Below are 13,774 nucleotides of genomic sequence, written 5' to 3'. Positions count from 1 at the left end.
TCGAAACGCTTTGCCCCGTCGGGCCCCGAGGAGGCGTGTGAGCGGAATCGCCGCGGAGCGAATCGACCGGTTGGCGTCGCTGGCGGCGGCCGCCGCGCGCGACGGCGAGGGCGACCGCGCGCGCGAGTACGTCCGGCTCGCCCGCCGGATCGCCGAACGCAACCGCCTGCGCCTCCCGCGCGAACTCGTCCGGTTCACCTGCGACGACTGCGACGCCTACCTCGTCCCGGGTCGGAACGCCCGCACCCGGTTGCGGGACGGCCACGTCGTCACGACGTGCGACTGCGGCGCGCAGGCGCGCCACCCCTACTGAGCCCCGGTCGGGGACAATAGATTCAAACCGTCGCCGCGAGTTAGCGGGGACGTATGGCTGATCTACGCACGAAGGCCCACGAGGCGGACGTGACCGTCTGGGTCGGAAAGGGGGGCGTCGAGGCGGTCGTGGACGAGCTCGACGACCAGCTCGCGGACCGCGACGTCGTGAAAGTGAAGTTCCTCCGCTCGTCGCGCGGCGGGACGACGACCGAGGAGCTCGCGGAGGAGCTGTGCGACGCCGTGAACGCCGACCTCGTGGAGACGCGGGGGAACACGGCGGTGTACACGCGATGAGCGCCCTCCCGCTGCAGGCCGGCGGGGCGAGCGGCTTCGTCGGGAGCTGGCTCCAGGGCGCGGGGCTCGCGCCGAGCTACGCGGCGGCCATCGGCGCGGCCGTCACGTTCGTCGTCGTCGCCGTCGGCCTCTACGTCCTCGGGAAGGTGACGGTCGCGCCGGTCGCGAGCCGCGTGATGGACCGGCGCGGGCTCGACAGGCACGCGAAGAGCCCGCTCCAGAAGGTGGTCTCCATCGGGATCGTCGCCGTCGCCATCGGCGTCGCGTTCGCCTTTGCGGGCTACGGCAACATCCTGACGGCGCTGGCGACGGTCGCCGCGGCCGCGACGCTCGCCATCGGGTTCGCCATGCAGGACGTCCTGGCGAACTTCGTCGCGGGCGTCTTCATCTACACGGACAAGCCGTTCCGCATCGGCGACTGGATCGAGTGGGACGGCAACTCGGGCGTCGTCGAGGACATCAGCCTCCGCGTCACCCGCGTTCGCACCTTCGACAACGAACTCCTCACCGTCCCGAACTCGAACCTCACGGACGGCGTCATCAAGAACCCGGTCGCCAAGGACAAACTCCGCGTCCAGTTCCTCTTCGGCATCGGCTACGACGACGACATCGACAAGGCGACCGAGATAATCGTCGAGGAGGCCGAGAAGCACGACGGCATCATGGACGATCCGGGCGTCTCGGTGCGTCTCACCGAACTCGGTGACTCCTACGTCGGCCTGAAGAGTCGCTTTTGGATCGCGGACCCCTCGCGCGCGGACTTCGTGCAGACCCGCGGCGAGTACGTCCAGAACGTGAAGGAGCGCTTCGACGCGGAGGGAATCGACATCCCGTACCCGACGCGCACCCTCGAAGGCGAACTCGACGTCGCGGGCGACCTCGCCGCCGGCCACCGCGAGTAGCGCGAGCGGTACTACGGCGCCCGCTCGCGCGTTTCGGACTCCTCGGCGCGGAACTCGAAGCGCGCGCCGCCGGCCGCACTCTCCGTCAGCGTGACCGTCCAGCCGTGCGTGTCGGCGATCTCGGCGACGATCCGCAGACCGATTCCGGCACCGTCCACGTCGCCCGACACGCCCGCCTCGAAGACGCGTTCGCGTCGCTCGGCCGGGATGCCGGGGCCGTCGTCGGCGACGTAGAAGCCGTCCGCAAGCGCGCCGACGGTGATCGTCACGGCTGTCGCGCGCTCGTCCTCTGCGGGCGTTGAACCGTGTTCGACGCTGTCCGCAGCTTCTTGCTGCGGGCCAGTCGAGCCGTGTTCGACGCTGTCCGCAGCTTCTTGCTGCAGGTCAGTCGAGCCGTGTTCGACGCTGTCCGCAGCTTCTTGCTGCGGGCCAGTCGAGCCGTGTTCGACGCTGTCTGCAGCTTCTTGCTGCGGGCCAGTCGAGCCGTGTTCGACGCTGTCCGCGGACTCGCTCCGCAGGCCAGTCGAGCTATGCTCGACGCTGTTGCGAAAGAGGTGCTCGAAGAGCTGTTGGAGTTGGGTGGGGTCGGCGCGGAGTTCGTGGTCGACGAGGGCGCGGTCGAGCGTCGCCCCGCGGGCGTCGACGGTCACCCACGCCGCGGTGGCGACCTCACCGACTGGGACGGGGTCGGGGTCGGTGAGCGCGCCGTCGTCGCGGGCCCGGGTGTCGAGGTTGTCGACGAGCGCCTCCATTCGGTCGAGTGCGCCGTCGAGCAAGCCTATCTCCGCGCGGTCGTCGACGTCCGCCGCGAGCCGATTGATACAGCCCTGCGCGTCGTCGAGCGGGTCGCGGAGGTCGTCGGTGACGACGGCCGCGAACGCGTCGAGGTAGTCGTCCCGGGCCGCCATCGCGGCTTCGCGGCGTTCGTCCTCGCGGCGGTCCGTGACCGCCACGAAGTGGTAGGCGTCGCCGTCGACGCTCCGGTGCGTCGTGACCGTCGTGACGGGCACCGACCGGCCATCGACCTCGTGCGTCGCCTCCGCGCGTCGCGTCCCCGCCTCGTCGACGGCGTTCCAGTGCGCCGCGAAGCGCTCCGGGTCGAGCGCGTGGTCGATCCGCCACAGCGCCGTCCCGACGAGCGCCGAGGTATCGACGTCGAACAGCGCGGCGTACGCGTCGCTGACGGAGACGAGGTATCCGTGCTCGTCGTAGACGACGACACCGACCCCGACGGCTGCGACCACGTCCTCGAAGAACGCGGGCGCGAACGACTCGGTCATCGAGCACCACCCATAGGTCGCCCCCTACGCGGTCGCGCGGTATAAGCGGCGTGAGAGCGACGCGTCCCTGAGGGGCGACGGCCACGAGGTACTTGTGACGGCCAGGAGACGTGGGCAGTATGTTGACGCGCCCGCTCGTCCGATTCGTCGCCCTCACCGTCTACGCCGGCGCGTCGGTCGCGGGTGCGTGGTACGTCTACCGGGACGCGGCCGGGCGCGACATCGGGGCGACGGGTCAACGGTGGGCGGCGCTCACGCTCTGTCTCGGACCGGCGGCGGTGCTCGCGGTGGCGTACTACCGGCTCTGGCTCTTGGAGCAGTGAGGACGGAGAATGACGTATGAATGGTGAACGGGCCGAGGTCGCCCGACCGTTCCGGGCCGGATAGTCCCGGTCGCCTCCTCCACCCCGCGACCCTTCGAGCGACGGACGTCCGGTGCTCCGCTGCTCACTTCCGTGCCTGACGGGGTCGCACCGACGAATCGCGCCGCGACGCCCCTGCAGGCGCGCGAACGACGAGCCGTCGCCCCCGAAGGACGAGGTTTCTCTGTCGGCTTCCGGGGTCCGACCCGGGCGGGTCGGACTTCCTCGGTGTTCGGCCCCCGCTGATGACCGTGTCGCGGGCGAGGGGCGGGGCCAAACCGCCCGGCCTAGTTCACTCCACTCTAACCGGGTGGGACGTAAGGGCCTTTCGTTACCCCGGTGGGGAAGGCCTTTGCTCCCCGCCGACCGAAGGGAGCCCATGGGACTTACGAGCACGGCGAACACGGTGAGCAAGCTCTCGGACCTCGCGGAGAAACTCTACAAGCGCGTCGAGGCCATCCGCAAGCAGGTCGAGAAGATGAGCGAGACCGTCGGCGACACGAACGAGCGCGTCGCGCGACTGGAGGACGAACTCGCCGAACAGCGCGCGCTCGTCGAGGCGCTCGCCGCGGAGAACGGCGTCGACGTCGAGGCCACCCTCGCGGACCTCGACGACCCGGGGGCGGACGCGGAGACGGACGACGCCGACGCGTAGGCCCCGTCTCGCGCGTCCGTTCGGGGCCCGTTCGCGCGCCTCAGTGCCTCAGCGCTTCAAACGACCGTGTTCGACTTTCATGCAGCGGTCCTGGACGACGGTGAGCCCCGCGTCCGTCGCGCGCGCCGCCGCGTCGTCGTCGCGGATGCCGAGCTGCGTCCAGACCGCCTTCACGTCGTCGCGTTCGATGGCTTCGGCGACGATCCCCGCGACCTCCCCGCTCGGCCGGAAGACATCTACGACGTCGACTTCCTCCTCAACGTCCGCGAGCGTATCGTAGGCGCGCTCGCCGAGCACCTCGTCGGTCGTCGGGTTCACCGGCACGATGTGGTAGCCGTGGCGCTGGAGGTAGTTCGGGACGTCGTGGGCGGCCTTCCCGGGCGTCCCCGAGCAGCCGACGACCGCGATGGTCTCGTAGTCGAGGACGCGTTCGAGCGTCTCGTCGTCGGGGTCGGTCATGTGTGCCCGCAGGGCCGCCACCGACAAAAAGCCGCCGCGCCGCTCAGGCGAACGCGCGCCCGACGACGAACGCCGCCGCCGCGAGGAACATCCCGTACTTCAGGAGCGACTGCGCGCGTGCCGGGTCGTCGAACGCCGCGTACCCCGCGTACGCCATCACGACGTCCGCGGGCACGACGACCGCGAGGTACGCGACGCCGAAGAGGTCGCGGAGGTACGGCACCGGGCTGGCGAGCACCGCGACGGCGAGCACCGCGGCCGCCAGCCAGCACGCCGCGCGCTCTCCGACCGCGATGGGGAGCGTGTTCAGCCCCTCCTCGCGGTCGCCCGCGACGTCCTCGACGTCCTTGATGACCTCGCGCGCGAGCGTCGAGAGCGCCGCGAGCGCGAACAGGACGACCGCCGCGAGGGGGCGGCCGACCGCGGCCGCACCGAAGAGGAACGTGCTCCCGCCGAGGTACGCGACGACGGCGTTCCCCGCCCCCGGGAGGCCCTTGAACACCTTCGTGTAGGCGACGAGTGCGAGGAGATTCACCACCGCGACCACGATAGCGAACGCGGGGAGAGTGAGCGCGAGGACGGTCGCACCCGCGAAGAGGACGCCGCTGAAGGCGAGCGCGCCCCGGGGCGTCACCGCGCCGCGCGGAATCGGCCGCTCCGGGTCGTTGATCGCGTCGATGTCCCGGTCGAAGTAGTCGTTGATCGCGTTCCCCGCCGCCGTCGCGAACACCGTCGCCACCGCGGCGACGAGCGCCGCGAGCGCGAACGGCCGCCCCGCGACGTACGCCCCGATGAGCGTCAACACGCCCGAGACGACCGCGTTCGCCGGCCGGCAGAGTTCGAGGAGCCCGCGCAACCGCGCGCCGAGAGTCATGGCCGAGCAGTCGCGCGCCGCCCCCAAGAAACGCCCGTGTCGCGACCGGCCCGCGAACCGCGGGACTTAAGCGCCACCACCGGGAACGAAGGAGCGCGGGCGTTTAGCTCAGCTTGGACAGAGCACTTGGCTTCGGACCAAGACGCCGCGGGTTCAAATCCTGCAACGCCCACTCCCAGACGGCCTGCTTCGCAGCCAAACCGATTCCGGCGTTTCAGACCTCTATTCTCCGATAGACGGCGCTTTAGCTTCGTTCGAGAACGACGTATGTTCTGATCCAAACACGGTAGCTTGCGCTCCCTCTCTCAGTCTGGCGATTACGTTCGCAAACACTATTGCCATGATCGTCTCTCACACCGCCCATCACGCACTCGTTCCAGGGCACAAACCGACCGGCTCGGCGACGGAGGTCACCCCCCTCCTTCGACGTCGGCGCGGGGGAGGGTGACGGTGAAGGTGGTGCCGTCGGGGCCGGTCTCGGTGAGTGCGACGTCGCCGTCGTAGCGCTCGGCGAGGTGGCGGACGAGGTAGAGGCCGAGGCCGTGCGTGCTGCCGGTGTTGTCGCTTCGCTCGAAGAGGTCGTCGCGCTCGTCGTCGGGGATGCCGGGGCCGTCGTCGCGGACGGTGACGGCGACTTCGTCGGAGCGCTCGGTGACGGTGACGTCGATGGTGACGTCGTCGGTGTCGCTGTGTTCGACGGCGTTGTCGAGGATGTTTGAGAAGATTCGGGGGAGGAGGTCGTCGGCGTAGACGGCGGCGTCGGCGGGGAGGTCGGCCTCGACGTGGACGCGCTCGGGGCGGTCGCGGACGTCCGCGATGGCGTCCCGAACGACGGGGACGAGGTCGACGGTGGCGAGTTCGTCGGGTTCCTCGGTGGCGTGGATGAGGACGCGGACGTCCTCGATGACCTCGGCCATCTCGTCGCTCTTGCGCTGGATGACGTCGAGGCGCTCGCGGAGTTCGGGGTCCTCGACGTCCCGTGCGACGAGCGCGGCGTATCCGCCGATGACGTTGGTCTTGTTGAGCACCTCGTGGCGGAGGAGGCCGTTGAGGTAGTCGAACCACTGCTGTTGGCGTTCGGCGTACTCGGCGCGTGCGAGGGCGCGTTCGGCGCGGCGGGCGCGCTGGATGGAGCGGGCCTCGACGATGCCGAGGAGGAGGCCGCCGAGCGCGCCGAAGGTCGCGGTGCCGCGCGCCCACGCGACGTTCGCGCGGAGCGTCGGGGCGGGGGAGACGGCGATGATGGCGAGGTTGATGGCGAGGAAGCCGACGAGGCCGCCGAGACACCAGCGCGCGATTCGCGGGTAGAGGTCGGTGGCGTAGTCCCGAGTCGTGACCCAGCGGCCGCCGTACGCGAGCGCGGCCGCGAGGGCCAGCGTGATGAGGAACTCGCCGACGAGCTGGCGCAGGGGCGTGGTGCCGAGCAGCCCGAAGGCGAGCCACTCGACGACGAGCGCGACGACGGCGAGTGCGCCGAGCGCGACGAGGCCGTACGGGACCAGTCGGGCCGTCCGGTTCGCCGCGTCCACGTCGCGTTCACCCCCGTCCATGGTCCGTCCGGGATGAAGAACCCTGAAGTATATAACGTCGGGGGCTCCTCGACCGCGAGCCGGGCGACGCGGAACGCGGCGGAACGGCCACGTCCCTTTTGCCGCCGCGTCGGTAAGCCGGAGGCATGAGCGAGGACTACGAGCCGGCGTCGCCGGACGAGACGCCGTCTGAGGGGGCGTCGTCGCTGTCGCGGCGCGAGTACGTGCTCGGTGCGGGTGGCCTCGGCGCGCTCGCGCTCGGCGGCGGGAGCCTCTTCGAGTTGACGAACCAGGACGCGCCGAGCGGGTCGCGCCCGGACTCGTACGTCGTCCAGCAGGGCTACCTCCGCTGGGAGGTCGCGCCGCTCTCGCACGGCGGTCAGACGATAGAGGACTTCTACAACTACCGGGCGTCGTCGGCGAACCCGCCGGTCGACCTCACGGAGGAGCCGGGGGCGTCGCGGCTCTTCGTCTACGACGGGCCCGTGGGGTCGTCGCTCGTCTTCCTCCACGGGAGCCCACGCGCCGACCACGGCGGGACGGCGTTCCTGAAGTTCTCGGGGCTCTCGCGCTCGAAGGGCGAGTGGGCGGTCCGGGACGACCCGATGGGGAGCGACGACGACTTCGAGAAGTGGGAGGGCGGCAACGCGAAGGTGAAGTGGGAGTGGGGCGCTGGCGAGACGGACGGCGGCGCGTTCTGGGGCGTCGGCGACGGGAGTTCGACTATCACGGTCACGCCGAAGACCCTCCGAAACGTCGACGCGTGGCGCTTCGTGAGCGACGACGGCGACGCGACGACGTCGGTCGACCTCTCGACGGCGAAGCCCGTGAAGATTCGGCCGGCGGGGAAGCGCAGCGTGAAGCGCGCGAACGTCGAGATAATGCCCTCAGACACCCCGAACACCTTCGACCCGTACGAGAAGGGCGACATCAACGTCGTCATCCGCTCGCCGCCGGAGGGCGCGGACGGGAGCGAGTGGGTCGAACCGAGCGACGTCGACCCGGGGAACTACTCCGTCTACTTCGGGTCGCGGGACTACCTCGCCGGCCAGAACGGCGCGTCGCCCCAGAAGTACATCCGCCGGGGTGGCGACCTCTACCTGAAGTACAAGACGAAGGCAGCGAACTTCTCGCTCGATTCGGCGTACGGCTACCTCGTCGGGAAGACGGGGTCGTACACGTGGTTCCGCGGGAAGGACGCGGTCCGGCCGGGGGACTTCGAGAACGCGACGTCGGGCCCGTCGCTCACCGTCACGGACACGAACGTGGACCCGTCAGGCGGCGACGCCGAGCACCTCGTGAAGGAGTACGTCGAGTTCACGAACGAAGGTGCTGAATCGCTCGACATGGGCGGCTACACTGTCGCCGACACCGAGGGGTGGGAGTTCCACTTCCCGAAGACGTTCACGCTTGACGCCGGCGCGTCCGTCCGCCTCCACACCGGGTCGGGCCAGTGGGACGAGGACGATCTCTACTGGGACGTCAACGAACCGGTGTGGGACAACGACGGCGACACGATCACCGTCACGGACGCGGACGGCACCGTCGTCCTGCGACACGGGTACTGACGGTTAGCTACTCGCGTTCACGGCGTCGAGTCGGATGTGAGCGTACTTTGACTTTCTTGCAGATGGGGGAAGAATGATGGAATCTTGCAGGGCGGTGTCGTAGTGGATGTCAACACCACCCTCAACGAGACGGACGTCCCCGACGAGTGCGCCGTGAATGTGGGCAGTTCCGCCGCTCGCCCCCGGAACGATCCGTGCCCCAGATCCGTCACTCGGTCCCGGCCCGTAGATGACGCCAGTGTACTTCGATCCGCCGCCGAGACGCGCCGACGCATTCGGATAAAGGTACGTCCAGAATTGTGTAGCAGGGGGGGAATCGCTTGAGCCATCTCCTACGAGAACATCCCCGCTCCCGCCCATCGAATAATCGCCACTAGTGAAAAGGTTAACACGTCCATTACCGAGAACACGGGCAGTTGATGCTCCAGCTAGGGACACATTTCCATCAACGACAAGCGTAATATCGCCATCCGTCGTATTCAGCCGAAGTTCCTCATCGTCCCCCATAGACAGCTCGTCGAGATAATACGTTCCGTGAGAGAGATTGCACTCGGCGTCATTCCAGTCATCGTCAACGTTCCGCGTACAGTTTAGCCGGTTATTGCTGATGGAAAGCGTCTCATCATTACTGTTACTCGCTCGTGCATCGGTAATAATCCGGCTCATATGCTCTGTGATCGGGCGTGGTGTCACGACAGAGGCGCTCACCTGTTGTTTGTGGATGTTCTCATCCGCGATCACGCTGTCGTCGATCTCGGTCAAATTTCCACCGTAGTAGAGGTCACCATCGAAGGACGCCCCGTAGTTAATCGTCACGTTACGGGCGACGTAAGCGTCTCCTTGAACACGGCTATCGTTATCGTTTCCGTCACCTGCGACAGTTCCGCTCTCCAAGGTGAAATTCCCAGCAGTACGGAGGGTTCCTTGAAGTTCGCTTCCCTTCTTGATAGTGACGTCGCCCCCGGAAACCAAGTCACTATTGACACTAATGCCACCAGTGAGTGTGACACCACCAGAGGAGACGACGCGGCTGTATCTGCCGTTCATCGAATTCGGATCCGACGAATTATAGCTATCGACAGACATCCCTCCAGAGAGGGTGAGTCCGCTTGTCGGTGTCCCCGCTGTGATCGCGCCGCCAAGCGGTTCCAGACGAGTCGGGAACGTTACCGATGTCGTATTTCGGCCCGCATCAGTGACGGCGTCCGCACCCGCGTCCTCGAAGATCCGCTCCCACGCCCGGTAGTAGCGGCTGTGTATCGTGATCTCGATTTCCGTGTTCTCCATGGGGTTCGTGAGACCAGCCTGCGGATAGACGGGCGACGTATTGCCCTGCTGGAGGACGATTCCCCCGTTCGTCGTCACGTTCCCGCCGATCGTTCGGATCGCGAAGCCCAGCGATCCGTTGCGGTAGGAGAACTCGGGGCGTTCACGAACGAGCGCGTAGCCGTCCTCAACACGGAACACTGCCCCGCCCTGATAGACGAGATGGGGTTCTGACTGAGCGAACCGGACGGTCCCAAGCGAGACGTTCCGCCACCCGACGATGTCGCCACTGGATGTGTTCCGAACGGTGACGTTGACCCAGCCCTGCTGGGGGTCGACGTCGGTGTGGAGACCCGCGGCGTCGAAGCGCGCCGTCGCGCTTGTCCCATCGGTCGCCGAGGACACCGCGCGGTGGAACGCCCCGGCTTGGAGTTCAGCCTGCTCGACTGTCAGACGGTCCTGGTCCTGTTGGAGGGCCGCGTTCCCGATGGAGACGGTCGCAGTCACCGTCGCGACTGTCAGTCCCAGGAGCAGGACGACCCCCATAACCTCGGAGACGCCACGCGAGCGTGCCACTACTACACGTAGGCGAGCGTGACGCATAAGGATGCTGTCCGGGTCGACGCTCGTCCCGGCCAGCCGATTCGGCGAGGAAGCTTATACGCTCGACCGGCCTATGTGGCGTATGACGGGCGGAGACACGATCTCGGTGCTCTGCGTCGACGACGAGCCCGGGCTCGCCGAACTCGTCGGGCGACACCTCGAACGCGCCGACGAGCGGCTGACGACGGTCGCCGTGACGAGCGCCGCGGCGGCGTTCGACGCGCTGGAGACGACGGACGTCGACTGCGTCGTCAGCGACTACGAGATGCCGGAGACGGACGGAATCGAGCTCCTGGAGGCGGTCCGCGCGGACGACCCCGAGTTACCGTTCGTCCTCTTCACGGGGCGCGGCTCTGAGGGGTTGGCGAGTCGGGCCATCTCGGCGGGCGTCACGGACTACCTCCGCAAGGAGCGCGGCACCGAGCAGTACGCCCTGCTCGCGCGACAGGTGGTGCACGCCGTCCAGCGGGTCCGCGCGCGCCGCGCCGCGGACACCGCCGAGGAGCGCAGGCGGACGATACTGGAGGGGTCGCCGGACCCGATAGTCGTGCTCGTCGACGGCGCAGTCGCGTACGCGAACCCGGGCGCGGTGACGAGCGCGGGCGCGGCGGACGAGGCCGACCTCGTCGGCCGGTCCATCGACGCGTTCGTGCCGGCCGGCGAAGACGACTCGGTGCTCCACGCCATCGCGCGCGCGGCCGCCGGCGAGGAGCGACGCGCGCGGGTCACGCGGCCGTTCGGGACCCTCGACGGCCGACGCGTGACGATGGAGGCGACGGGCCGGCGCGTGACGTGGAACGGCGACGAGGGGGTCGTCGCGGTCCTGCGCGAGCGCACGGGCGACGAGTCGAGCGACGACCCACGGGAGCGCTACCGCGCGGCGTTCGAGGGGGCGGCAACGGCGATGGTGATAGCGGACGACGACGGCCGGTACGTCGAGGCGAACGCGGCGGCCTGCGAGCTGTTCGGCGTCACGCGTGCGACGCTCGTCGGGAGCCACATCGGCGACTTCGCGGCCCCGGAGTACGACGTCGAGGGCGAGTGGTCGTCCTTTCGGGAGTCGGCTGTCGCTCGCGGGACGTTCCCGCTCGTCCGCCCGGACGGCGAGGAACGGATCGTCGAGTACGGGGCGACGCTGAACGTCGTCCCGGGCGAACACCTCTCCGTTCTCCACGACGTGACGGCGCGCGTCGACCTCGGCGAGCGCCTCGAACGCGAGCAGACCGCCCTCGAGGAGATGTACCGTATCACGGCCGACGGCGCGGCGTCCTTCGACGAGAAGGTTGAGCGCCTGCTCGCGCTCGGCTGCGACTACCTCGACATCCCACAGGGGTACTTCACCGAGATCGCCGACGGCCGCCAGCGCATCGTCACGGCCGTCGGCGATGACGAGGCTACGCCCGGCGACACGTGCCCGCTCGATGAGGCGTACTGCAAGCGGACAGTACGACGCGACGAGCTCGTCACCGTGCAGAACGCACCCGACGAGGGATGGGTCGGCGACCCGGCGTACGAGCGCTTCGGCTTTGGCTGCTACGTCGGCGCGAAGGTCACCGTCGGCGACGACCTCTACGGGACGTTCTGCTTCGCCGGCGAGGAGCCACGTGCGGCGGCGTTCACGGACGCCGAACGCACCTTCGTCGAACTGATGGCGCGCTGGGTGAGCTACGAACTCGAACGCCGACGGACGACCGAGCGCCTGGCGGAGCAAAACGAGCGCCTCGAACGCTTCGCGTCCGTCGTCAGCCACGACCTCCGCTCGCCGCTGTCGGTCGCGCGCGGCTACCTCGACCTCGCCCGCGAGGATGACGACCCCGACCCCGAGGCGCTCGACCGGGTCGAGGCCGCCCACGAGCGGATGACGACCATCATCGAGGACCTGCTCGTCCTCACGCGTGAGGGCGAGGCGCTCGGTAACGTGGAACCCGTCGACCTCGACGACCTCGTCGCGTCCTCGTGGGACCTCGCCGGCGGCGCGCAGGCCGACGCGACGCTCGACGTCGCGGGACCGCTCGGGACGGTGCTGGCCGACCCCGAACGGCTTCGTCACCTCTTCGAGAACCTCTTTCGCAACAGCGTCGAGCATAGCTCGACTGGCCCGCAGCAGGACGCCGCGGACAGCGTCGAGCATAGCTCGACTGGCCCGCAGGACGACTCTGCGGCGGACGGCTCGGTGACCGTCACGGTCGGGACGACCGCGGACGGCTTCTACGTCGCCGACGACGGCCCCGGCATCCCTGCGGACGAACGCGAGGACGTCTTCGAGGACGGCTACACGACCCGGCAGAACGGCACGGGGCTCGGGCTCTCCATCGTCTCGGGGATCGCCGACGCTCACGGCTGGGCGGTCGCGCTCACGGAGAGCGAGCAGGGGGGCGCACGCTTCGTCGTCTCGGGCGTGCAGCGGCCGGACGAGGACGACGTGAACGGTGAGAACGACGGCGCCGACGACCGAGACGGCGACGGTCGGCGGGCGCGGGAGTAATCAGAACTCGCGGTCGCGGAGCTCCGGGAGGACCCGGTCGTCGCCGAGTTCCTCGCGGACGACCCGGATGGCGTCCCGGAGCGAGCCGTGTTCGGCGAGGTAGGTGAGGCCGACGCTCGTCTTGATGACGTTCGCGGCCGTCCCGCGGAAGACCTCGGGACCGAGTTGGGCGACGGCGTCGTCGCCGACGCTGATGAGCCAGCCCGGCGTCTCGAACGCCCACTTTTCGAGGTGACCGACGGAGTCGTCGGCGCGCGCGGCGTCGAGGACGCGCTCGACGTTCCGCGCGACCGCGGGCGAGGCGCGGACCGCGGCCTGCGCGCTCGCGGGGACGCGCTCCCCATCGGCGTCCACGACGTCCGCGGCGTCGCCCGCGACGAACGTCCGCTCGGAGAGTCGGAGGTCCGCCCGAACGTCCTGACGCTCGCCGTCGAGCGCGTCCGGCCCGCGGACGCCGCCCGTCCACGCGAGCACGTCGTGGGGAATCTCGCCGTCGTCCGCGACGACCGCGTCCGCCGTGACCTCGGTCACCTCGGTGCCGGTTTCGAGGCGGACGCCGAGGTCGCGGAGGGCGTTCCGCGTCGTCGCCCGGAAGTTCTCGGGGAACGAGGGCGCGACCGTCTCGGCGCGCTCGACGAGGACGACCTCGACGTCGTCGGCGAGCCCCTCGTGATCTGCGAGTTCGGCGAACTCGCCGGCGGTCTGGACGCCGGAGAGGCCCGCGCCGACGACGACGACGGTGCCGCCGTCCGGGTCGACCGCGTCGAAGAAGTCGCGGCGGAGTTCGGCGGCGTGGTCGAGACGTTTGAGCGGCGTCGCGTGCTCGGCGACGCCCGGGATACCGTAGTCCGCAGTCTGGGAGCCGAGGGCGACGACGCCCGCGTCGTAGTCGAGCGTCCCGTCGTCGGCGAGCGCGACCGTCCCCGCGTCCGGGTCGAGGTCCGTGACGGTCGCCTCGCGGACCGTCGCGCGCGTGACCAGCTCGTCGAGGGGGACGGTGATGTCGTCCGCGAAACCGGGGTAGCGTATCGTCCGGTGGAGTTCGTGCTGGACGAGGTGGTCGCCCGTCTCGTCGACGAGGACGATGTCGTCGCCGGGGGGGAGTCGCTCTTCGAGTTTGCGTGTGACCATCAGGCCGGCGTAGCCACCGCCGAGCACAGCGACGCGCATACTCGAACCGTG

Annotated in this window: 13 protein-coding genes, 1 tRNA gene and 1 other RNA gene; 8 read left to right on the top strand and 7 right to left on the bottom strand. The window is 69.1% G+C overall.

The window, feature by feature from the left end:
* The first annotated feature begins 37 nt into the window (after positions 1–37).
* From IEX84_RS11670 to IEX84_RS11660, 3 genes are read left to right on the top strand one after another with little or no spacing between them, the layout of a single operon-like run.
* The gene (locus IEX84_RS11670) at positions 38–313 is read left to right on the top strand and encodes a ribonuclease P protein component 4 (RefSeq protein WP_188872754.1); all 276 of its coding nucleotides are present in this window, start codon (positions 38–40) and stop codon (positions 311–313) included.
* Between the two features lie 53 nt (positions 314–366).
* Positions 367–609: a YhbY family RNA-binding protein gene (locus tag IEX84_RS11665; RefSeq protein ID WP_188872753.1), complete on the top strand. Its 243-nt coding sequence runs from the start codon at positions 367–369 to the stop codon at positions 607–609.
* A complete protein-coding gene (locus tag IEX84_RS11660) occupies positions 606–1,511 on the top strand; it encodes a mechanosensitive ion channel family protein (protein ID WP_188872752.1) in 906 nt (301 codons plus the stop codon). Before IEX84_RS11665 ends, IEX84_RS11660 begins: the two co-directional genes overlap by 4 nt.
* A gap of 11 nt (positions 1,512–1,522) precedes the next feature.
* On the opposite strand, the gene IEX84_RS11655 is transcribed toward IEX84_RS11660, so the two are convergent.
* Positions 1,523–2,791, bottom strand: coding sequence for a sensor histidine kinase (locus tag IEX84_RS11655; protein WP_188872751.1), 1,269 nt, complete (start codon positions 2,789–2,791; stop codon positions 1,523–1,525).
* A 119-nt stretch (positions 2,792–2,910) separates the two neighbouring features.
* Here IEX84_RS11655 and IEX84_RS11650 point away from each other — a divergent pair, with 119 nt between their 5' ends.
* Positions 2,911–3,114 (top strand): hypothetical protein, encoded by a 204-nt coding sequence (locus IEX84_RS11650; RefSeq protein WP_188872750.1) that lies wholly within the window; start codon positions 2,911–2,913, stop codon positions 3,112–3,114.
* 21 nt (positions 3,115–3,135) lie between these two features.
* Here IEX84_RS11650 and ffs read toward each other — a convergent pair.
* Positions 3,136–3,451: signal recognition particle sRNA (gene ffs / locus IEX84_RS11645), an RNA gene on the bottom strand.
* An 81-nt stretch (positions 3,452–3,532) separates the two neighbouring features.
* On the opposite strand from ffs, the gene IEX84_RS11640 reads away from it, so the two are divergent.
* Positions 3,533–3,808 (top strand): DUF5798 family protein, encoded by a 276-nt coding sequence (locus tag IEX84_RS11640; RefSeq protein WP_188872749.1) that lies wholly within the window; start codon positions 3,533–3,535, stop codon positions 3,806–3,808.
* A gap of 48 nt (positions 3,809–3,856) precedes the next feature.
* Here IEX84_RS11640 and IEX84_RS11635 read toward each other — a convergent pair whose 3' ends face one another.
* A complete protein-coding gene (locus IEX84_RS11635; RefSeq protein ID WP_188872748.1) occupies positions 3,857–4,267 on the bottom strand; it encodes a CoA-binding protein in 411 nt (136 codons plus the stop codon).
* Positions 4,268–4,310: 43 nt separating this feature from the next.
* Positions 4,311–5,141, bottom strand: a complete 831-nt coding sequence (locus IEX84_RS11630) for a geranylgeranylglycerol-phosphate geranylgeranyltransferase (RefSeq protein ID WP_188872747.1) — start codon at positions 5,139–5,141, stop codon at positions 4,311–4,313.
* Positions 5,142–5,238: 97 nt separating this feature from the next.
* On the opposite strand from IEX84_RS11630, the gene IEX84_RS11625 reads away from it, so the two are divergent.
* A tRNA-Arg gene (locus IEX84_RS11625) sits at positions 5,239–5,313 on the top strand.
* A 238-nt stretch (positions 5,314–5,551) separates the two neighbouring features.
* Here the strand turns inward: IEX84_RS11625 and IEX84_RS11620 are convergent.
* A complete protein-coding gene (locus IEX84_RS11620) occupies positions 5,552–6,691 on the bottom strand; it encodes a sensor histidine kinase (protein ID WP_188872746.1) in 1,140 nt (379 codons plus the stop codon).
* A 125-nt stretch (positions 6,692–6,816) separates the two neighbouring features.
* On the opposite strand from IEX84_RS11620, the gene IEX84_RS11615 reads away from it, so the two are divergent.
* Positions 6,817–8,238 (top strand): lamin tail domain-containing protein, encoded by a 1,422-nt coding sequence (locus IEX84_RS11615; protein WP_188872745.1) that lies wholly within the window; start codon positions 6,817–6,819, stop codon positions 8,236–8,238.
* Between the two features lie 3 nt (positions 8,239–8,241).
* On the opposite strand, the gene IEX84_RS11610 is transcribed toward IEX84_RS11615, so the two are convergent.
* Positions 8,242–10,080 carry a DUF7289 family protein gene (locus IEX84_RS11610; protein ID WP_188872744.1) on the bottom strand — a complete coding sequence of 613 codons (1,839 nt, stop codon included), beginning with the start codon at positions 10,078–10,080 and terminating at the stop codon, positions 8,242–8,244.
* Between the two features lie 109 nt (positions 10,081–10,189).
* On the opposite strand from IEX84_RS11610, the gene IEX84_RS11605 reads away from it, so the two are divergent.
* The gene (locus tag IEX84_RS11605; RefSeq protein WP_188872743.1) at positions 10,190–12,592 is read left to right on the top strand and encodes a hybrid sensor histidine kinase/response regulator; all 2,403 of its coding nucleotides are present in this window, start codon (positions 10,190–10,192) and stop codon (positions 12,590–12,592) included.
* On the opposite strand, the gene IEX84_RS11600 is transcribed toward IEX84_RS11605, so the two are convergent.
* On the bottom strand, positions 12,593–13,762 hold the full coding sequence (locus IEX84_RS11600) for an NAD(P)/FAD-dependent oxidoreductase (protein WP_188872742.1): 1,170 nt from the start codon (positions 13,760–13,762) through the stop codon (positions 12,593–12,595).
* Positions 13,763–13,774: the final 12 nt, after the last annotated feature.

It is taken from the genome of Halarchaeum rubridurum (assembly GCF_014647115.1).
GTDB classification, from domain to species: domain Archaea; phylum Halobacteriota; class Halobacteria; order Halobacteriales; family Halobacteriaceae; genus Halarchaeum; species Halarchaeum rubridurum.
Note: the sequence above shows the minus strand (reverse complement) of the source record. Positions and strands in the feature narration are given on the sequence as shown.